The organism is Sphingopyxis sp. L1A2A (assembly GCF_005502465.1).
In the GTDB taxonomy this organism is placed as follows: Bacteria; Pseudomonadota; Alphaproteobacteria; order Sphingomonadales; family Sphingomonadaceae; genus Sphingopyxis.
Window position 1 is genome coordinate 31,091 of record NZ_SCOT01000021.1, and the last position, 17,772, is coordinate 48,862.

General features: G+C 64.5%; 20 protein-coding genes and 1 pseudogene. 11 read left to right on the forward strand and 10 right to left on the reverse strand.

The window, feature by feature from the left end; genetic code table 11:
• Positions 1–56: 56 nt before the first annotated feature.
• From FFS68_RS12385 to FFS68_RS12410, 6 genes are read right to left on the reverse strand one after another with little or no spacing between them, the layout of a single operon-like run.
• Positions 57–1,025: a type II secretion system F family protein gene (locus FFS68_RS12385; protein WP_137753509.1), complete on the reverse strand. Its 969-nt coding sequence runs from the start codon at positions 1,023–1,025 to the stop codon at positions 57–59.
• Between the two features lie 56 nt (positions 1,026–1,081).
• Entirely contained in the window at positions 1,082–2,356 is a 1,275-nt protein-coding gene (locus tag FFS68_RS12390; protein WP_137753510.1) for a pilus assembly protein CpaE, read from the reverse strand.
• Complete coding sequence (locus tag FFS68_RS12395; RefSeq protein WP_137753532.1) at positions 2,353–2,997, reverse strand: CpaD family pilus assembly protein; 645 nt, start codon at positions 2,995–2,997, stop codon at positions 2,353–2,355. Before FFS68_RS12395 ends, FFS68_RS12390 begins: the two co-directional genes overlap by 4 nt.
• 25 nt (positions 2,998–3,022) lie before the next feature.
• Complete coding sequence (locus FFS68_RS12400; protein ID WP_137753511.1) at positions 3,023–4,579, reverse strand: type II and III secretion system protein family protein; 1,557 nt, start codon at positions 4,577–4,579, stop codon at positions 3,023–3,025.
• Position 4,580: 1 nt separating this feature from the next.
• Entirely contained in the window at positions 4,581–5,615 is a 1,035-nt protein-coding gene (cpaB, locus tag FFS68_RS12405) for a Flp pilus assembly protein CpaB (protein ID WP_137753512.1), read from the reverse strand.
• Positions 5,616–5,669: 54 nt separating this feature from the next.
• On the reverse strand, positions 5,670–6,152 hold the full coding sequence (locus FFS68_RS12410; RefSeq protein ID WP_137753513.1) for a prepilin peptidase: 483 nt from the start codon (positions 6,150–6,152) through the stop codon (positions 5,670–5,672).
• A 119-nt stretch (positions 6,153–6,271) separates the two neighbouring features.
• Here FFS68_RS12410 and FFS68_RS12415 point away from each other — a divergent pair, with 119 nt between their 5' ends.
• Together FFS68_RS12415 and FFS68_RS12420 are read left to right on the forward strand one after the other, a co-directional pair.
• Positions 6,272–7,402 (forward strand): FAD-dependent oxidoreductase, encoded by a 1,131-nt coding sequence (locus FFS68_RS12415; RefSeq protein ID WP_137753514.1) that lies wholly within the window; start codon positions 6,272–6,274, stop codon positions 7,400–7,402.
• 90 nt (positions 7,403–7,492) lie between these two features.
• Complete coding sequence (locus FFS68_RS12420) at positions 7,493–7,669, forward strand: DUF1508 domain-containing protein (protein WP_137753515.1); 177 nt, start codon at positions 7,493–7,495, stop codon at positions 7,667–7,669.
• An 18-nt stretch (positions 7,670–7,687) separates the two neighbouring features.
• Here FFS68_RS12420 and rnhA read toward each other — a convergent pair whose 3' ends face one another.
• The 3 genes from rnhA to ispH are packed head-to-tail and all read right to left on the reverse strand — an operon-like array spanning position 7,688 to position 10,091.
• Positions 7,688–8,146, reverse strand: coding sequence for a ribonuclease HI (rnhA, locus tag FFS68_RS12425; RefSeq protein ID WP_137753516.1), 459 nt, complete (start codon positions 8,144–8,146; stop codon positions 7,688–7,690).
• Positions 8,143–9,105 carry a homoserine kinase gene (gene thrB / locus FFS68_RS12430; protein WP_137753517.1) on the reverse strand — a complete coding sequence of 321 codons (963 nt, stop codon included), beginning with the start codon at positions 9,103–9,105 and terminating at the stop codon, positions 8,143–8,145. Before thrB ends, rnhA begins: the two co-directional genes overlap by 4 nt.
• The gene (ispH, locus tag FFS68_RS12435; protein ID WP_137753518.1) at positions 9,105–10,091 is read right to left on the reverse strand and encodes a 4-hydroxy-3-methylbut-2-enyl diphosphate reductase; all 987 of its coding nucleotides are present in this window, start codon (positions 10,089–10,091) and stop codon (positions 9,105–9,107) included. Before ispH ends, thrB begins: the two co-directional genes overlap by 1 nt.
• A gap of 161 nt (positions 10,092–10,252) precedes the next feature.
• Here ispH and FFS68_RS12440 point away from each other — a divergent pair, with 161 nt between their 5' ends.
• The 9 genes and pseudogenes from FFS68_RS12440 (at position 10,253) to tatC (ending at position 17,569) form a co-directional block, all read left to right on the forward strand.
• Complete coding sequence (locus FFS68_RS12440; protein WP_171003862.1) at positions 10,253–10,924, forward strand: hypothetical protein; 672 nt, start codon at positions 10,253–10,255, stop codon at positions 10,922–10,924.
• Positions 10,925–11,060: 136 nt separating this feature from the next.
• The gene (gene argS / locus FFS68_RS12445) at positions 11,061–12,788 is read left to right on the forward strand and encodes an arginine--tRNA ligase (protein ID WP_137753519.1); all 1,728 of its coding nucleotides are present in this window, start codon (positions 11,061–11,063) and stop codon (positions 12,786–12,788) included.
• Positions 12,788–13,570 (forward strand): SPOR domain-containing protein, encoded by a 783-nt coding sequence (locus FFS68_RS12450; RefSeq protein WP_137753520.1) that lies wholly within the window; start codon positions 12,788–12,790, stop codon positions 13,568–13,570. The genes argS and FFS68_RS12450 overlap by 1 nt, the downstream gene beginning before the upstream one ends.
• Before the next feature lie 108 nt (positions 13,571–13,678).
• Positions 13,679–14,686: a beta-N-acetylhexosaminidase gene (gene nagZ / locus FFS68_RS12455; RefSeq protein ID WP_137753521.1), complete on the forward strand. Its 1,008-nt coding sequence runs from the start codon at positions 13,679–13,681 to the stop codon at positions 14,684–14,686.
• Between the two features lie 8 nt (positions 14,687–14,694).
• Positions 14,695–15,483 carry a ScpA family protein gene (locus FFS68_RS12460; protein ID WP_137753522.1) on the forward strand — a complete coding sequence of 263 codons (789 nt, stop codon included), beginning with the start codon at positions 14,695–14,697 and terminating at the stop codon, positions 15,481–15,483.
• Positions 15,480–16,073, forward strand: a complete 594-nt coding sequence (scpB, locus tag FFS68_RS12465) for an SMC-Scp complex subunit ScpB (protein WP_137753523.1) — start codon at positions 15,480–15,482, stop codon at positions 16,071–16,073. The genes FFS68_RS12460 and scpB overlap by 4 nt, the downstream gene beginning before the upstream one ends.
• Before the next feature lie 25 nt (positions 16,074–16,098).
• Positions 16,099–16,257: pseudogene (locus FFS68_RS12470) on the forward strand (twin-arginine translocase TatA/TatE family subunit); the annotation flags it as partial.
• Positions 16,258–16,364: 107 nt separating this feature from the next.
• Positions 16,365–16,763, forward strand: coding sequence for a Sec-independent protein translocase protein TatB (tatB, locus tag FFS68_RS12475; RefSeq protein ID WP_137753525.1), 399 nt, complete (start codon positions 16,365–16,367; stop codon positions 16,761–16,763).
• Complete coding sequence (tatC, locus tag FFS68_RS12480) at positions 16,760–17,569, forward strand: twin-arginine translocase subunit TatC (protein ID WP_137753526.1); 810 nt, start codon at positions 16,760–16,762, stop codon at positions 17,567–17,569. Before tatB ends, tatC begins: the two co-directional genes overlap by 4 nt.
• Before the next feature lie 19 nt (positions 17,570–17,588).
• Here tatC and FFS68_RS12485 read toward each other — a convergent pair whose 3' ends face one another.
• Positions 17,589–17,717: an entericidin A/B family lipoprotein gene (locus FFS68_RS12485; RefSeq protein WP_088440733.1), complete on the reverse strand. Its 129-nt coding sequence runs from the start codon at positions 17,715–17,717 to the stop codon at positions 17,589–17,591.
• Positions 17,718–17,772 lie beyond the last annotated feature (55 nt).

Here is a 17,772-nt window from a genome sequence, read left to right on the forward strand (position 1 = left end):
CCTGAGCGCCGGTAAAGGTGGTGAGAAGGAGGCTGCTATTCACTGGTTCTGCCCCTTCAGATTTCGAAGCTGATCATTTTGGCCATGATCCCGGCGCCGATGCTCATCCAGATCAGCCCGCCGATCCCGGCGATCATCAGGCGCTGTTCGATGAAGAAGCCCGCGAGATACGAAGGGTTCATCGACCACACGACGCCGAACACGAAAAAGGGCAGGGCGCCGACGATATAGGCCGACGCTTTGGCTTCCGACGACATCGCGCGGATCTTCAGCTTCATCTGCGCGCGCTTGCGTAGCACGTCGGACAGGTTCGCCAGCGTTTCCGCCAGATTGCCCCCGGTTTCGCGCTGAATTTGGATGGTGATGCAGAAAAACTGAAATTCCGCCGTACCGAGCATCGTCGCCGATTCCTGCAGCGCGGCTTCCATCGTGTTGCCGATGCGGATACGTTCGACGACGCCCTTGAATTCCTCGCCGACCGGACCCGGCAGCTCCTGGCTCACGACCTGAAAGGTTTCGGTGACCGGCAGGCCCGACCGCAGGCCACGGACCAGCAGGTCGATCGCATCGGGAAAGCGGGTGTTAAACTTCGCGACCCTTTTTTTGATTGCACGGCCGACGACGAAATACGGAATGCCGAGGCTGAGGAACAAACCGATCATCCCCGCCATCAAGATCGGCGCGCGCAGCACGAGCAGGCCGCCGGTGACGACCACGAACAGGGCCATCGATGCGAACATATACTGCGTCAGCGTCCATCCCTTGCCGGTCCGGCGGATCCGCTTTTCCATTTCTTCGCGGCGCGGCATCAGGCTGGTCAGGGTCGAACTGCCCTTGCCGCCCGATTGGATCGTTTTGCGCATCTGCGCCGCGACCACCGCTTCGGTCGATGCGGCGTGGCGATCCTTGACCATCGCCAGCCGCCGCGTCTTTGCCTTGCCGGCCGAAGGTCCGCCAAGCAGGATCACGAGGACGGCAAAGGCCAGAAAGGCCCCCGCGACGATAAGGATGACTGGCAGATTCATGTCGGCTGATGTCCGCTTCTATCGCTAATGGCAGTGATGACCCGTCGATCGGGCTATCATGCCTGCTGTTTCGTGCCCTTTTTCGTCATCAGCCCAAGTTTGCCGAGCAACGAGCCGCCCGACTTGCCCTTGGCCGCGACGGCCTGCGCTTCTTCGGCTTCGACATCGGCGCCATCGAGGATCAGGCGCGTCAGATTGCTCCACACCTGCGCCGCTTTCGTTCCCTTGCAGACCTCAGCATAGGATTTGCCGAGTTTCGCCGACTGGCTGACCAGTTTCGGGTCGAACGGAATGACGACATCGATCTGGCGTTCGATCGACGATTCAAATTCCTTGCGCGACAATTCGCCGACGGCGTTCTGGAACTTGTTGGCGACCAGCACGACGCGGGCGCCGGGAACATTTTGCTTGAACCACGACAGCAGCCGGATCGTGTCGCGCGCCGCGGCGAGCGTCACATCGCTGACCAGCAGGATCGTTCCCGCTTCCGACACCAAATGCGGGAAGGGGATCAGGACCTGGCGCGGGATGTCGACGATCGTCATCTCGAACGCCCCGCGCAGTTCTTCCTCCAGTTGGAAAAACGCCGAACCATCCGTCATCACTGGCTGATGAATCGGCGCTTCGGCCGACAGCAGGCTGAGTTTGTCCGACGCGCGCACCATCGCCCGTTCGATGAACAGGCCGTCGATACGGCTGGGATTGTCGATCGCGTCGATCAGGCCGCGGCCGGGTTCCAGGTCGAGCGTCAGGGCGCCGGTGCCGAAATGCACGTCGAGGTCGAGCAGCGCGGTCTGGCGGCCCGCCTGTTCGCTCATCGCCCAGGCCAGCGAGGTCGATACCAGCGATGCGCCAACCCCGCCGCGCACGCCGACCACCGCCATCATATGATGCGGTTTGTCGTCCTGCATATCGGCATGTTTCGGCGCCGTCAGCATCGCCTGCGCCATGGTCAGCGATTCGCGGACCTGTTCCAGCGACAGGGGCTTGAGCAGATAGTCCTGGATCCCGCTCGACAGCAGATCGCGGTACAGGCGGACATCGTTGACCTGGCCCGCCGCAATCACGACCGTGCCGGGCTCGCACACTTCGGCCAGCGCGTTGATGTCGTTGATCGGATCGCCCGATTCGGACATGTCGACGAACAGGATGTTGGGGCTTGCCGATACCGACAGCGATTGCACCGCATTGCGCAGGCCGCCCTTGTTACATTTTTCGATCGGCCAGCCCATGTCGTTGGCCGCGGCGCGGATCAGCTCCAGCGTGTCGTCGTCGCACACAAAGGCGCTGAACGGATCACGCAACCCCGCAGATTTGAACGGCGCGTTCACTGGCCACCTCCTTCGCTGGTCTTTTCGCCGCGCAATTCGCCGGCACCCGTTGGCGGCTTTTCGCGGAAGGTTTTGATCGCCCGCGTTGCCATCGAGGGATCGTTGCCCTCGTTGCGCGCGCCCTTGATCAGATCATTGGGATCGGCGACCATCGCCGCCAGGTTGCTGTTGCTTGCGCAGCCGTAGTTCGACGAAGTTGAATTCGCCAGATTGATCGCCGATTTGCTGTCCCAGTTGGGGCAACCCGGTACCGAAGCCGACGCGCGGGTCACGATGACCCGCAGGTGACCCTGCGGCACCGCCCCGGTAGTCACCGGAACATCGTTGGTGACCAGCAAGCCGCGCCGCCCGACCATCGATCGCACCGTCGCCTGCGCCGACGTGGCGCCGTAAACCGACGGGTCTTCGATCGAAATGCGATCGCCGTAACGAACGCCCATGGCGTCGAACCAGCCTTGCAGGCGGCCCTGCTCGCCGGGCGGCAGTTCACCGTTCGCGGCGGCGACGTCGAATTGATAGATGGCGTTGCGCACGACCGGTTGATGCACCGAATCCAGGCTGCTGTTGCTGTACGCGGCGCCCGTACATCCGGCGAGCGACGTGGCCAGGGCCAGAACCGTCCAAGTTGCGATTTTTTTCATCACTTTGCTCCTGAAATCCCGCGCGTCACTTGATGCTGAAGCCAGGCGACGCGTCGCCGGTGCCCCGCGGCCGATCGGCATCGCCGATGCTCGTGTCGAGCCGCGGTTTCGGCCGGTCGCCGCCGGTCACACCGTTGCTTTCCTGATTGAGCAACAACCGCGACAGGTCGTTGGCGTTTTGATACGCGTCGGTCGGCAGCTTGATGTCGTTCGCCGACACCGGCTGGACCAGATAGGGCGTCACCACGATGACCAGTTCGGTTTCACCGCGGCGAAAGCTGTCCGATTTGAACAACATGCCGAGCAGCGGCACGTCGCCGAGGCCGGGCATTTTGTCGATCGCGCCGATCGAGCGGTTGTTCATCAGGCCGGCGATCATGAAACTTTCGCCCGAACCAAGCTCGACCGTCGTTTCGGCGCGGCGGATCGTCAGCGCGGGGATTTGGAAACCTTCCATCTCGATCGCACCCTCGGTCGACAACTCCGACACTTCGGGGCGGACGCGCAGGCTGATGCGGCCGTTCGAAAGCACCGTCGGCGTATACGCCAGGCTGACGCCATATTTGCGATATTCGATCGTCGTACCGGCGAGGTTGCCGGGGATCGGGACCGGAAATTCGCCGCCCGCCAGGAAGTCGGCGGTTTCGCCGGAAATCGCGGTCAGGTTCGGCTGCGCCAGCGTTACGACCATACCTGACCGTTCGCCGATATCGAGCGAAGCGATCAGGTCGAGCCCGAACAGGCGACCGGCGCCCGCAAGGCTGCGCCGACCTGCGGCGTTGGCGATCCCATAGCTTGTGCTCATCACCGATCGGTTGACCGGCTGGCCGGTAATCGGATCATAAGGCCGCGGAACCGGGCTGCCCGGGAACACTGCGGTCGGATAGGGAACATCGGTGATCGTCCCGGCGTTGCGACCGCCGAATATTCCGCCAAGGAAACCGTTGCCCAGCGCCCCGTCGTTGTCGCGGGTCAAAAGATTGCCGCTGATTTCCTTGACCAGCGTGCGGTTGACCTCGGCAATGCGGACCTGCAGATTGACTTGCAGCGGCGTTGCGGTGCGCAGACGCGACAGCACCTTGGTGCCTTCGCCGACAAAGGCCTGAACCAGACGTTCGGCCTCGGCGGCGTCGTCGGGCGACTGGACCGTACCGGTCAGCAGCACAAAGCCGTTCATCGTGTTGGCCGAAATGCTGGCTTCGGGCATGGCGAGCGACAACATCTGGTCGATCGTCTCGATATTGTTGCCGACGCGGGCAACGGTCGAAAACACGACGCGGCCGCTGGCATCGGTGGCATAAATGCTGGTTTCACCCGGCTTTTTGCCAAAGATGTACAGCTGACGGCCCGAACGAACCTGGACGTCGGCGACTTCGTCATTGGCGACGAAGACGTCGGTCATCGCGGCGGGCAGGCTGATCAGGCGGCCGCGGCCGACCGACAGGTCGATGCTGCTGCTCGCATTCTGGGTTGCCTGCGCGGCGACCGGTAGCGACGGCGCGGACGCCAGCGCCGCTGCCACCAGGCCGATGGCCAGGGTGCGGGCGAGGGCCGCTGCCTTGAAATTGGCTTTGCTGTTCATCTTACTTACCCCCCACCGGAACGACGGTCATCTTGTCGCCGCGCGTGACCCGGACGACCGGGCCACTCGATGCCGGCCCATAATTGCCCCCCGACGGAGCCGACGGCGCGTTGCTCACCATCGGCTGCGCGCTGCCGCCGCCGCCGACGCGACCGCGCACCGGGATCCAGAAACGCGACACGTCGCCGCCAGTCGTTGCCGTCTTGGCCGTCACCGGCCGAGCCTGTGCCTGCGCCAGCATGCGGCGCTCGGCTGCGGTGCCGCCCTTTTCGGGAACGTTGATTTCGCCCGATGCGATCGCCGATTCCAGTTCGCCGGTGCTTTCGGCGAGCGGGCGCAGCGCCAGCGACAATTTGCCCATGCTCTGCGCAACAGCGATCCGTTCAGCGAGTTCGGGCGTCGCCTCCAGCGTCACCGAGCCAAAGGTGCGAACCGGGGTTTTACCGGTTTCGTCCTCGGCGTCGTAACGCTGGTCGGTGGCGAGCACGCGAACGTTGCGGACGATCGTTTCGGCCGTGAAAAGCTGCTCATCGGGATAGGAGCTGCCTTCCTTGATGGCGATGGTCTGGGCCAGCAGCACGTCGACGCGGTCACCCGGGAAGACGAAACCGGCGACGCCCTGTTCCTGGCTGACCTTAACCGTCACGGCACGCATGCCGGGGCCAAGCGCCGCAGCGAGGAAGCCGCGATCGTCGGGATGGACCAGCGCGCCCTGGGTCAGTGGCTGACCCGCGGTGATCGGATAGCGCACGACGGTGCCGACCAACGTGTTGACGTCGGTCTTTTCCTTCATGAAATACGCCTTTTCGACCAGTTCTTTCGGCCAGGGCTGGAACCGGAAGCTGTCGGGGCCGATAATCGTCCCCACCGGCAGCTGCCGCGTTGCGACCAGGATCATCGGACCGGTAATGTCGGGCGCCGCAGCGGCCCGAGCTTCCGGAGCCGAAGCGCCGCGCATCATCTGGTTGACCCCGAACGCTGCGCCGATCGCAATGACCAGCGCGCCGACGATCAGCATAATCTTTCGCGTATCCATGACGATTTTTCGCCTCCTAACACCAGCCGGACACGGCGGTGCTTGCCCTCAGGTTCAACCGATAGCCTGAAACTGGTTAAGATATTGTTGGTGAAGCGCCCAAAGCCCCGCCGCGGCGATGGCTACCCCATAGGGAACCTCCACCACTTTGTCGGACCGCCGCAATTTCATATGGATAAGCATCATAGCGGACAGGATGCCGCCCCCCACCGCCATCACCATGAGCATGGGCAGGAACAGCGGGAGCGGGATCCACAGCATGACGGCGCCGATCATCTTCACATCACCGCCGCCCATCGCACCGATCGCGAACAACCCGGCAAAGACCAGAAAGACGGCAAAGGCGGCACCGAACTGAATCGGCACGTCGGGCCACAGCGCAAGACCGCTCGCGATCCAGAACGGAATGGCGAGCAGCGCCATTGCGGCGTTGAGTTCGTTGGAAATGCTTCGCGACCGCAGGTCACTGATCGCCGCGGCGATCATCAACAGACCAAGTACGGCCATCAGGCCAAGGGAAATCGTGCCGCTGTCCATCGGCCGTCTCCTACGCAACATGGCTTACCAAAGGGTAACCATGTCCGTGCTGGGTTCGGTCCCGGGTTTGAGCGACGGCGCCGCTTGCAATCCGTGGGCCAATGGATATGCGGCGGGGCATGACCGACGCGCCGCCTTCCGCCATCGACGTGCTGATCGTCGGCGCGGGTATTGCCGGCGCCAGCCTGGCTGCGGCGCTGGCGCCCTGGCGCCGCGTGATGGTGATCGAGGCGGAAGCTACGCCGGGCTATCACGCCACCGGCCGCTCGGCGGCGTTTTGGCACGAAACCTATGGCGGGGCGCGGGTGCAGCCGCTGTCGGTCGCATCCTTTGCGACCCTCAACCGCCCGGAACCCGAATTTTCCGACCAGGGCTTCCTGTCGCCGCGCGCCGCGCTGACGATCGGCCATCGCTCCGAAGTCGCGGCGGTCGATGCCTTCGCTGCCGAATTCACCGCGAAGGGCGTCGAGGTGGTACGGATGGCGGGCGCCGACATTGCCGAGAAGATCCCGGGCGTTCGTCCTGACTGGTGCGAAGCCGCCTATGAGGCGGCATGCAGCGACATCGATGTGGGGGCGCTTCACGCGGCCTATCTGCGCGCCGCCAGACGCGCCGGTGCGGTCATCGCCACCCGGGCGCCGTTCGAAAGTGCGCGCCGTATCGGCGATGAATGGCAGGTGCAGGTCGGCGGGCAGACGATCCGTGCCGCCTTGATCGTCAATGCTGCCGGCGCCTGGGCGGACCGCGTTGCCGCCGCGTGCGGGGTCGCACCGGTCGGCATCCAGCCCTATCGCCGCACCGTCATCCAGCTACGCCTTGGGGTGCCGGTGCCCGCCAATCTGCCGCTCGTCATTCACGTCGGCGGCGAATTTTACTTCAAGGGCGAAAGCGAAGGTCGTGTCTGGCTCAGCCCGCACGACGAAACCCCGGTGGACCCGCACGACGCGGCGCCGGAGGAGATCGACGTCGCGATCGCGATCGACCGGATGCAATCGGTCGTCGACTGGCCGATCGCCGCGGTCGAGCGCAAATGGGCCGGGCTGCGAAGTTTCGCGCCCGACCGTATCCCGGTCTTTGGTGCCGATCCGCATCAGTCCGGGTTTGTGTGGTGCGCGGGGCAGGGTGGCTTTGGTATCCAGACTGCACCCGCGATCGCGGCGCTGCTCGCCGCCGATCTGGGCGCACCGCCGCCGGTGGGGGCTATCGCGGCGGTCGACCCCGCGCCCTTTGCCGCGGCCCGCTTCGCCTGATATCATTCAACGACTTGCGCGCCGCCGTCGCCGGTTTACGATGGCGGCGTCGCGCCACCCCCGACGCGGCGAAGACCAGTGGAGGATGGCATGGCCCATTATTTCGAGATCAAGAAGAACAAGGCCGGCGAGTTCGTGGCTTACTTCAAATATAACAGCGAAAGCATCTTCTGGACCGAAGGCTATTCGAGCAAGGCGTCGGCAAAGAACGCGATCGAGTCGATCCTGAAAAACGGCCCCGGCGCCGAAGTCCGCGAAGCCGAATAAGCTCCAGCGCGCGGGCGTTCAGCGCGCCCGCGCCACTTCCAGCGCGGCATCGCTCGCCAGCTGATCGGCGATTTCATTGTCGCCATGCCCGGCGTGGCCCTTGACCCACAGCCACTCAATGTCGTGCCGCTTGGCTTCGGCGAGCAGTCGCTGCCACAGATCGGCGTTGGCGACGGGCTTTTTCGCCGCCGTCTTCCAGCCGTTCTTTTGCCAGCCAAAGATCCATTTGGTGATGCCGTCGCGCACATAGACGCTGTCGGTGGACAATTCGACGTTGCAGCGGCGCTTCAGCGCCGCCAGCGCCTCGATCGCCGCCATCAATTCCATGCGATTGTTCGTCGTGTCGGGCTCACCCCCCGACAGTTTTTTCACCACATCGCCCCAACGCAGCACCGCGCCCCAGCCACCCGGACCGGGGTTGCCCTTGCACGCCCCGTCGGTGGCGACGATCACCGTCTTGGTTGGTTCGTCACTCATGCGGCGGCAAACAGGTCGGCGGCGTCGTCGGCGCGGTAGCGCAGCAGGCGCGCCAGGAACGGCGCGGGATCCTTGCGCGTCACCAGCGCGTCGGCAGGCGTGTGGACCCAGTCATGCGCCCGGGTCAGCAGGAAACGCAGCGCCGCGCCGCGCGCGAGCAGTGGCAACGCCGCACGCTCCGCCTCGGTCAACGCGACCTTTATTCCATAGCCGCGCATCATCGCGTGCGCGAGCGCGGGGTCGCAGTGGCTGCCATCGGCGGAAAAGGTCCACGCCGCATGGGTGATGACCAGATCATAAGCGCGAAAATCGCTGGCGGCGAAATAGAAGTCGATCAGGCCGGTGACCCGATCGCCGAGCGTCAGGACGTTATCGGGAAACAGATCGGCGTGGATAACATGCGAGGGCAAATCGGTCGGCCAATGCGCGTCCAGATAAGCGAGTTCGTCATCGACGATCGCTTGCAATCCGGGGCGTACCGCGTCGAGATCGCCGGTCGCTGCTGCGACAGCCCGCCAGTAGCGCTGCCCCATGCTGTTTTCGCGCGCACCGCCATATCCCTCGAGCGCCCGGTGCATCGCACCGAGCGCGGCGCCCGCCGCCTCGCATTGGGCCGGTGTCGGATGGGTCAGCGAGATGCCGGGCAGAAACTGGATGATACAGGCGGCGCGTCCGGCAATGCGTTGGACCGCGATGCCATCCCGGTCGCGGATCATCGCGGGAACGGGACACGCGCTGGCGGCCAGATGCGCCAGAAGGTCGACGAAAAACGGCAGGTCGCCTTCGCTCACCCGCTTTTCATACAGCGTCAGGATAAAGCGTCCGCCGGTGGTTTCGAGCAGGAAATTGCTGTTCTCGACCCCTTCGGCAATACCCTTGCACGACTGGACCGTGCCGATGTCGTAGCGGGCGACGAGCGCGGCGAGGTCGTCGGGGTCGACGTGGGTGTAGACCGCCATCAGGCCGCTGACGTTTCAAGCCCGCGCGGCAGCTTAAACACCATATTTTCCTCGGCGGTGACGACGACATTTTCGACGATCCGCCGGTGCGCAGCGACCGCGTCGATCACTTCGCGGACGAGCGTTTCGGGCGCACTCGCGCCGGCGGTGATCCCCAGGGTTGTGATGTCCAAAAGCCAGTCGGGATCGATGTCGATGCCGCGCTGGACCAGATGCGCCGGGGTTCCCATCCGCTCGGCCACCTCGACCAGCCGCAGGCTGTTGGAACTGTTGGGCGCGCCGATGACGATCATGCGGTCGCAATCGGCCGCGATCGCCTTGACCGCATCCTGCCGGTTCGACGTCGCGTAGCAAATATCTTCGCCGCGTGGACCCGATATGGCCGGGAAACGGTGCTGCAGCGCGGTGATGATGTCGCGCGTGTCATCGACCGACAAAGTGGTCTGGGTCAGAAAGGCCAGCAGATCGGGATCGGGCGGCGACAGCGCCGCGACATCGTCAACCGATTCGACCAGCGTCATCGCGCCTTCGGGCAACTGGCCCAGCGTTCCGATGACCTCGGGATGGCCGGCATGCCCGACAAAGACAATATGGCGCCCCGCTTCGTGCGCGCGTTCGGCCTGGCGATGGACTTTCGATACCAGCGGGCAGGTGGCGTCGATATAGTCCAGCCCGCGCATCTCGGCCTTTGCGGGCACCGCTTTGGGGACGCCATGGGCGCTGAATACGACGGGTACGCCATCGGGAACCTGGTCGAGCGATTCGACAAAAATTGCCCCCTGCGCCTTCAGCGTATCGACGACATAGCGATTGTGGACGATTTCGTGCCGCACATAAACCGGGGCGCCAAAGCGTTCGATCGCCAGCTCGACGATGCGGATAGCCCGGTCGACACCGGCGCAAAACCCGCGCGGTGCGGCGATCAAAACCCGAAGTTCTGCCGTTTCGCCGTCATTCGGGCGCGTCGTCGGATGGGGTGCATTCATGATGTGGGCGCTCTAGCGCAGCAGGCCATATAGCGTAAAGCCGCTTCGCACCGTTGCGCCGCGTTCATCGCACCGATAAGAAGCGGCGCGCATGAAGCGGGATCAACCGTCCCGACGCACCTGAGCCTGGTTCGCGCACCTGTTTGGAAAGCCTGATTATCATGATGCCCATTTCGTTCCCGTCGCGTAAATTTCTGACCGTGCTGTGCGGCACGGCAGCCATGGCGACGGTGGCGGGCTGCGCGAAAGACAATGAAATCGACGTCGCGGGCGGCGTCGGCATCACCGCAACGCGCAGCGCGTGTCCGGCGGTCGCCGTGCCGTTGCATACGGGCGACGTCACCGTGTTCGACCCCGCGACCAGCCGCGACGCGCGTGCCATCGACATCGTGGCGGCGATCACCAACGTGACGCCGCAGTGCAACGACGCCAGCGAAAAAGTGTATCAGCTCGCCAGTTTCGACGTCGTCGCAACGCGCCGCGACGCGGGGCCGGCGCGCACCGTCACGCTGCCCTATTATGCCACCGTCTTGCAGGGCGGGACCGCTGTCGTCGCCAAGCGGCTGGGCAATGTCGTGGTGACCTTTGCCGAGGGTCAGGTTCGCGGCACCGGCCGGGCGCAGGCGTCGGCTTACGTCGACCGCGCCGCCGCGACGCTGCCTGCCGACATTCAGGAACGCATTACGCGCAAGCGCAAGGCGGGCGATCAGGACGCCGCGATCGATCCGCTCAGCCAGCCCGACGTGCGCGCCGCGGTACAGCGCGCCAGCTTTGAATTGCTGATCGGCTTTCAGCTGACGCAGGAACAGCTCGAATACAACGTCCGACGATAAGGACCGCGGCGGCGCGTTGGCGCCGTTCGCCTGATATGGCCCCGCGCGCCGATCGGGCGACGCGGGGCTTTTCGCGCCCGCCCAGCTACGATAGGGCGCGCGCAAGACTTTTCCTGATTGAAGATAGGCCAAGCCCGTGACCCTGTTCAGCCGTTTTTCCGACCATATCGGTGCTGCGCTCGATGCGCTTGCCGCCCGGGGCGGGTTGCCCGCCGGGCTCGACCGCGCCGCGATCAGCGTCGAACCGCCGCGCGATCCGGCGCATGGCGACGTCGCGACCAATGCTGCGATGGTGCTGGCGAAGCCCGCCGGGATGAACCCGCGCGCGCTCGCAGAGCTGCTGGTCACCGAACTCGGCGCGCTTGACGAAGTGACCGAAGCGACCGTCGCGGGACCGGGCTTTATCAACCTGCGCCTGGTCGATGGCAGCTGGCGCGACGAACTGGCGCTGATCCACCGCGAAGCCGGCGACTACGGCCGCTCGACCCTGGGGCAGGGGCTGCGCGTCAATGTCGAATATGTGTCGGCGAACCCGACCGGCCCGATGCACGTCGGCCATTGTCGCGGCGCGGTGGTCGGCGATGCGCTGGCGGCGCTGCTCGAATTTGCCGGGCATGACGTAACGCGCGAATATTATGTCAACGATGCGGGCGGCCAAGTCGATGTTCTCGCTCGCTCGGTCCATCTGCGCTACCGCGAGGCGCTCGGCGAGGCCATTGGCGCGATCCCCGAGGGGCTTTATCCCGGCGACTATCTGATCCCCGTCGCGGGCAAGCTGGCGACCGAATATGGCGACCGCTTCGTCGGCGCGCCCGAAAGCGCGTGGCTTGGGCTGTTCCGCGCCGAAGCGGTCAGCGCGATGATGGACATGATCCGCGCCGACCTCGCCAAGCTGGGTATCCATCACGACCTGTTTTCGTCCGAAGCCGAATTGCAGGCGGCGGGGAAGCCTGCCGATGCCGAGAAATGGCTGCGCGATCATGATCTTGTTTATGATGGCGTCCTCGAAGCGCCAAAGGGCGAAACCCCCGAGGATTGGGAGCCGGTCGAGCTGCCGCTGTTTCGTTCGACCAGGTTCGGCGACGACCAGGACCGCCCGATCAAGAAATCGGACGGCAGCTGGACCTATTTCGGCGCCGATCTCGCTTATCATTTCCAGAAAAGTCAGAACGCCGACGAACTGATCGACATTTGGGGCGCCGACCACGCCGGGACGGTCAAGCGGATCAAGGCAGCGGTGGCGGCGCTGACCGACGGCAAAAAGAAATTCGACGTCAAACTGGTCCAGATGGTCCGCCTGCTCAAAAATGGCGAGCCGTTCAAAATGTCGAAGCGCGCGGGCAATTTTGTCACCCTTGCCGACATCGTCAACGAGGTCGGCAAGGACGCGGTGCGGTTCACCATGCTGACGCGGAAAGCCGACGCACAGATGGATTTCGACTTTGCCAAGGTGGTCGAAGCATCGCGCGACAATCCGGTCTTTTATGTCCAATATGCCCACGCCCGGATTTCGTCGCTGAAGCGCAAGCTGGCTGACGCCGGGGTTGCGTCCGCCGCGCCCAATGCCGCACGCCTCGACGATTATGAGCTCGGCCTCGTCAAGCTGCTCGCGCAGTTCCCGCGGATCGTCGACGCGGCGGCGTCGGCACGCGAACCCCACCGCATCGCTTTCTATCTGGGCGACGTCGCCGCCGCGTTCCACGCCTGGTGGAACCTCGGTAACGATCGCCCCGACGCCCGTGTCATTTTGGCAAATGACCCCGAATTGACTGCGACGCGCCTTTATTTGGCCGACGGAATCGGGCAGGTTATCCGCAACGGGCTGCACCTGATGGGGGTAGAGGCGCTCGAGGAGATGAACTGATGGCCGAGGACAAGAACACCGACCAGGGCGAAGCGGGGCTGGGGCTGGAAAGCGAAGATCGCCTGCCATGGCTCGAAGCCGCCGATGGGGTCGAAGAAGATGGCGAGGTTTCGCCCGCGCGCCTGCTTGTCATGGTGCTCGGCGGGTTGCTGCTGATCGGCGCGGTGCTGGGCGGCCTGTGGTGGGTCCAGAATGGCGGCGCGCGCGGCAAGGGCGAGCTGATCGCGGCGCAGGACGGCAATTACAAGGTCGCGCCGAAGAATGACGGCGCCAAGAGCTTTGAAGGCGAGGGCGATGCCAGCTTCTCGGCCAGCGAAGGTGCCGAGCCTGCTGGCAAGGTCGATCCGACGCGGATGCCCGAAGAGCCTGCGGTGACCCCGCAGGAGCGCGAGGCGGCGACCGCCAAGCTGGCGGCGGACAAGGCCGCGGCGGCAAAGGCCAAGGCCAAGCCCGCACCGGCCCCCACTGCGGCAAAGGCGCCGCCGAAGCCCGCCGCAAAGACGCCCGACGCGGCGCCCAAGGCTGCACCGGCTGCGGCTGCGGCAGGGTCAGCCATGATCCAGCTCGGTGCGTTCAGCAGCGACGCCGCCGCGGCCAAGGCGTGGGCGAACCTGTCAAAGCGATTTGCCTATCTGGCCGACCTGAACAAGTCGGTATCGCCAGCAAAAGTCGGCGATAGCACCGTCTATCGCCTGCGCGTGGCGGCGGGAACGGCGGCTAACGCTACGAATTTGTGCGGAAAATTGCGCGTTGCAGGTGAAAATTGCGTCATCGTTCGCTGATTCGGCCCGTCTGGCCGCAGACTCAGTTGGTACAATCCCGCCGCTATGGCATGTTGCATGGCGTGGCAGCCGCATGGGGGGGCGGCGGCCGATGGAGTTTGTGATACGATGATACCCGCTATTTTCGGCATGTCGGGACTGACCCTCACTGGCGACGAGCGCGCATTCTTTCGCGACAGCGATCCTGCGGGCTATATCTTGTTCGGGCGCAATATCGAAAACCGCGAACAGCTGCGGCGGTTGACCGACGAACTGCGCGCGCTCGACGGGCGCGCCAACGTGCCGATCCTGATCGATCAGGAGGGCGGCCGTGTCGCCCGGATGAGGTCGCCCGAATGGCCCCTGTTCCCGAGCGGCGCGACCTTCGATGCGCTCTATGACCGGGCGCCGGCGAGCGCGATCGAAGCGGCGCGATTGAATGCGATGGCCCTCGCCGCGATGCTGGCCGAGGTCGGGATCAACGTCGATTGCCTGCCGCTGCTCGACGTGCGCCAGCCCGGCGCCAGCGACGTCATCGGCGACCGCGCGCTGGGCAGCGAGCCGATGCGCGTCGCCGCGCTCGGCCGCGCGATCCTCAGCGGGCTGCAGGACGGCGGCGTCGTCGGCATCGTCAAACATATCCCCGGCCACGGCCGGGCGCTGCTCGATACGCACGAAGCACTGCCGGTGGTCACCGCGCCCGACCGCGATTTGCAGACCGATCTCGCGCCCTTTGCCGCGTTGCGCGACGCGGCGATGGCGATGACCTGCCATGTCATTTTCGAAGCGTGGGATCCCGACCGGCCCGCGACCTTGTCGCCGATCATCATCGACAGCGTGATCCGTCAGCGGATCGGTTTTCACGGGCTGCTGATGTCGGACGATCTCGACATGAAGGCCCTGTCGGGTGATGTGCCGTCGCGCGCTGCCGATGCGGTGGCCGCTGGCTGCGATATCGCGCTCAATTGCTGGGGCAAGATGGACGACATGGTCGGCATTGCGAACCGGCTCGACCCGATCAGCACCGTGTCGCGCGCGCGCCTTGAGGGCGCGATGGATCGCATAGCGGGGGCTGGCGACAAGCGCGCCTTTGCCACGCTGGTCGACCAGCGTGACGCGCTGCTTGCGGTCGCATAAGCTAGGCGATGGACGAACTGGCGCTCGATTTCGAACTCGCACCCGCGGCGCCAGAGCGCGACGATGCGCTGCAACTGTCGCTCGAAAGCTGGGAAGGACCGCTCGACCTGCTGCTCGCCTTGGCGCGCAGCCAGAAGGTTGACCTCAAGCAGATTTCGATCCTCGCGCTGGTCGAGCAATATCTGACCTTCATCGCCGAAGCGCGCGAACTGAAGCTCGAGGTGGCGGCCGATTATCTGGTGATGGCGGCGTGGCTCGCCTATCTCAAATCGGCGCTGCTGCTCCCCAAGGATCCGCTGGAGGATCCGTCGCCCGATGAACTCGCGCTGCGTCTGCAATTGCGCTTGCAGCGGCTGGCGGCGATGCGCGAAGCGGCGGCGCGGCTGCTCGCACGCGACCGTATTGGCCGCGACGTGTTCTTGCGCACGAAGCCCGAAGGGCTGCGCGATGTGAAACTGCGCCGCTGGGACGCCAGCCTTTACGACCTGCTGTCGGCCTATGGCCAGGTCAAGCTGCGCAGCGAGCCCGTCGTCCACATGGTGTCGCGGCGCCCGGTGATCACCCTCGACGCCGCGCTGCACCATTTGCAGCGGATGATCGGGATCAAGCTCGACTGGGCCGAGCTCGCCGATTTCCTGCCACCCGACTATCACGGCCCGCTACGCCGCTCGGCGATCGCGTCGAGCTTTGTCGCCGCGCTCGAACTGGCGCGGCAGGGGCGCATCGACCTGAAACAGGAAGCGGCATTCGAACCCCTCTATCTGAAGGCAGCCCCCATGGGACAACAACCCGCATGATCGACGATCTGGAACGCGCGATCGAAGCGATGCTGTTCGCCAGCGACGCACCGCTCGACCCGCGCCAGGTTGCGGGGCGGCTGGGCGACGAAATGACGCCGGGGCAAGTGCGGACGATTATCGAGGCGATTGCTGCGCGCCACGCGGGCAGCGGCATCGAACTGGTCGAACGCGGCGGCCATTGGCATTTCCAGACCCCCGCCGACCTCGCGCACATGCTCCGCCGCGAACGCGACGATCCGCGCAAGCTGTCGCGCGCCGCTGCCGAGGTGCTGGCGATCGTCGCCTATCACGAGCCGGTCAGCCGCGCCGAGATCGAGGCGATCCGCGGCGTCCAGACGTCGAAGGGAACGCTCGACGTGCTGATGGAGGCCGAGTGGATCGCTCCGGCGGGGCGCCGCGAGGTTCCGGGGCGACCGCTGATATACAAGACGACCGACGCATTTTTGCAGCATTTCGGCCTTAGCAGCCGCAAGGATTTGCCGGGCATCGACGATCTGCGCGCGGCGGGCCTGCTCGATCCGGTCGACCTCGCTTTTGACGACGCGATGGGCGAGCTGGACCTAGTAAAAGACGGTGAAGAGGCCTAGATAAGCGCCTCAAGGAGATTATGACATGGGTAGCTTCAGCATCTGGCATTGGCTGATCGTCGGCATCCTCGTCCTGTTGCTGTTCGGCAAGGGCCGGTTTTCCGATATGATGGGCGATGTCGCGAAAGGCATCAAAAGTTTCAAGAAAGGCATGGCGGAAGACGACACGCCGCCGACCGCCCCGAAGCATATCGAAGGCCAGCGTGCGCCCGATGGTGCCCCGATGTCGACGCCGACCGCCGAGCACGACAAGCTCTGATCCTGTCCGGCGCGCGGGGGAAGTTTTAGGTCATGTTCGACGTTGCGCCCACCGAGCTGTTGCTCGTCATTGTGGTGGCTCTGGTGGTTATCGGCCCCAAGGATTTGCCAAAGGCGATGCGTTTCGTCGGTAAATGGATGGGCAAGGCGCGCGGCATGGCGCGCCATTTCCGCTCCGGGCTCGACACCATGATGCGCGAGGCCGAACTGGAAGAGCTTGAAAAGCAATGGCGCGAACAAAATGACGCGATCATGCGCGAATTTCCGCGCATCGACGATATCAACGCGCCGCCGTCCGGGCCCGCGCCTGCCGTCGGCGCGCCCGCCAAGTCCGACGAGCAGGCCGCGGATACCGATAGCGCGGATCAGGCCGCAGCAGCGACGCCGCCCGAAACGCATGCCGTGCCGCCGCGCGACGGACCACTGCCATGACCGCCGAAGCGCCGATCACCGCCAGTGACGACGATGGCGCCGGCGGCAAGATGCCGCTGCTCGATCATCTGATCGAACTGCGTTCGCGGTTGCTGAAATCGCTGGTCGCGATCGGGCTCGCTTTTGGCGTCTGCCTGTATTTTGCCGAACCGATTTTCAGCATCCTGGTCCAGCCGCTCGTCGCGGCGGGGCAGGGCAAGATCATCTATACCCAGCTGTTCGAGGCGTTCTTTGTCCAGATCAAGGTCGCATTGTTCGCATCGATGATGATCGCGTTCCCGGTGATCGCGAACCAGCTGTGGAAATTCGTCGCACCCGGCCTGTATCGCAAGGAAAAACGGGCGCTGCTGCCGTTTATTTTGGCCACCCCCATCCTGTTCACAGCGGGGGCGTGCCTCGCCTATTTCGTTACCATACCTGTCGCGCTGAAATTCCTGCTCGGCTTTCAGGGTGATATGGGCGGTATCGAGCAGGAGGCGCTGCCGTCGGTCGCCAATTACCTCAGCTTCATCATGCAGTTCATCATGGCCTTCGGTGTCTGTTTCCTGCTGCCGATTTTGCTGATGCTGCTTGAACGGTCGGGCATCGTCACGCGCGATCAGCTGGTCGGGGCGCGCCGGTACATGATCGTTGCGGCTTTCGCGATCGCGGCCGTCGCGACACCGCCCGACATCCTCAGCCAGTTCCTGCTCGCGATCCCGCTGATCCTGCTTTACGAGCTGTCGCTGTTCGCGATCTGGTTTACCCAGCGCCGACGCAAAACAGGCGCCGAAAAGGCGCCTGTCGAGCCTCTCGAAGAGGCTTAGGGTAAGTGATTTAAGCCCGTCAGTCGATGGCGTCGCTGCCAGCCTGGCCAACCGATTCGATATCGCGACCGGCACCCTTGACGGTGTTGCAGCCGGTAACGGCGACACTTGCCAAAACGGCGAGAATGATTGCGCGGAAACTCGTCATTTTTTCAAACCTCTCTGGATGGGGATGCAAAATGGCCCGGCGCGCTTTCGAGGGG

Bases quoted from the DNA above. Each gene is read 5' to 3' on its own strand.
- FFS68_RS12385 (WP_137753509.1), bottom strand. From the start codon at position 1,025: ATGAATCTGCCAGTCATCCTTATCGTCGCGGGGGCCTTTCTGGCCTTT.
- FFS68_RS12395 (WP_137753532.1), bottom strand. From the start codon at position 2,997: ATGAAAAAAATCGCAACTTGGACGGTTCTGGCCCTGGCCACGTCGCTC.
- FFS68_RS12400 (WP_137753511.1), bottom strand. From the start codon at position 4,579: ATGAACAGCAAAGCCAATTTCAAGGCAGCGGCCCTCGCCCGCACCCTG.
- cpaB (WP_137753512.1), bottom strand. From the start codon at position 5,615: ATGGATACGCGAAAGATTATGCTGATCGTCGGCGCGCTGGTCATTGCG.
- FFS68_RS12410 (WP_137753513.1), bottom strand. From the start codon at position 6,152: ATGGACAGCGGCACGATTTCCCTTGGCCTGATGGCCGTACTTGGTCTG.
- FFS68_RS12415 (WP_137753514.1), top strand. From the start codon at position 6,272: ATGACCGACGCGCCGCCTTCCGCCATCGACGTGCTGATCGTCGGCGCG.
- FFS68_RS12420 (WP_137753515.1), top strand. From the start codon at position 7,493: ATGGCCCATTATTTCGAGATCAAGAAGAACAAGGCCGGCGAGTTCGTG.
- rnhA (WP_137753516.1), bottom strand. From the start codon at position 8,146: ATGAGTGACGAACCAACCAAGACGGTGATCGTCGCCACCGACGGGGCG.
- thrB (WP_137753517.1), bottom strand. From the start codon at position 9,105: ATGGCGGTCTACACCCACGTCGACCCCGACGACCTCGCCGCGCTCGTC.
- ispH (WP_137753518.1), bottom strand. From the start codon at position 10,091: ATGAATGCACCCCATCCGACGACGCGCCCGAATGACGGCGAAACGGCA.
- FFS68_RS12440 (WP_171003862.1), top strand. From the start codon at position 10,253: ATGATGCCCATTTCGTTCCCGTCGCGTAAATTTCTGACCGTGCTGTGC.
- FFS68_RS12450 (WP_137753520.1), top strand. From the start codon at position 12,788: ATGGCCGAGGACAAGAACACCGACCAGGGCGAAGCGGGGCTGGGGCTG.
- nagZ (WP_137753521.1), top strand. From the start codon at position 13,679: ATGATACCCGCTATTTTCGGCATGTCGGGACTGACCCTCACTGGCGAC.
- FFS68_RS12460 (WP_137753522.1), top strand. From the start codon at position 14,695: ATGGACGAACTGGCGCTCGATTTCGAACTCGCACCCGCGGCGCCAGAG.
- scpB (WP_137753523.1), top strand. From the start codon at position 15,480: ATGATCGACGATCTGGAACGCGCGATCGAAGCGATGCTGTTCGCCAGC.
- tatB (WP_137753525.1), top strand. From the start codon at position 16,365: ATGTTCGACGTTGCGCCCACCGAGCTGTTGCTCGTCATTGTGGTGGCT.
- tatC (WP_137753526.1), top strand. From the start codon at position 16,760: ATGACCGCCGAAGCGCCGATCACCGCCAGTGACGACGATGGCGCCGGC.
- FFS68_RS12485 (WP_088440733.1), bottom strand. From the start codon at position 17,717: ATGACGAGTTTCCGCGCAATCATTCTCGCCGTTTTGGCAAGTGTCGCC.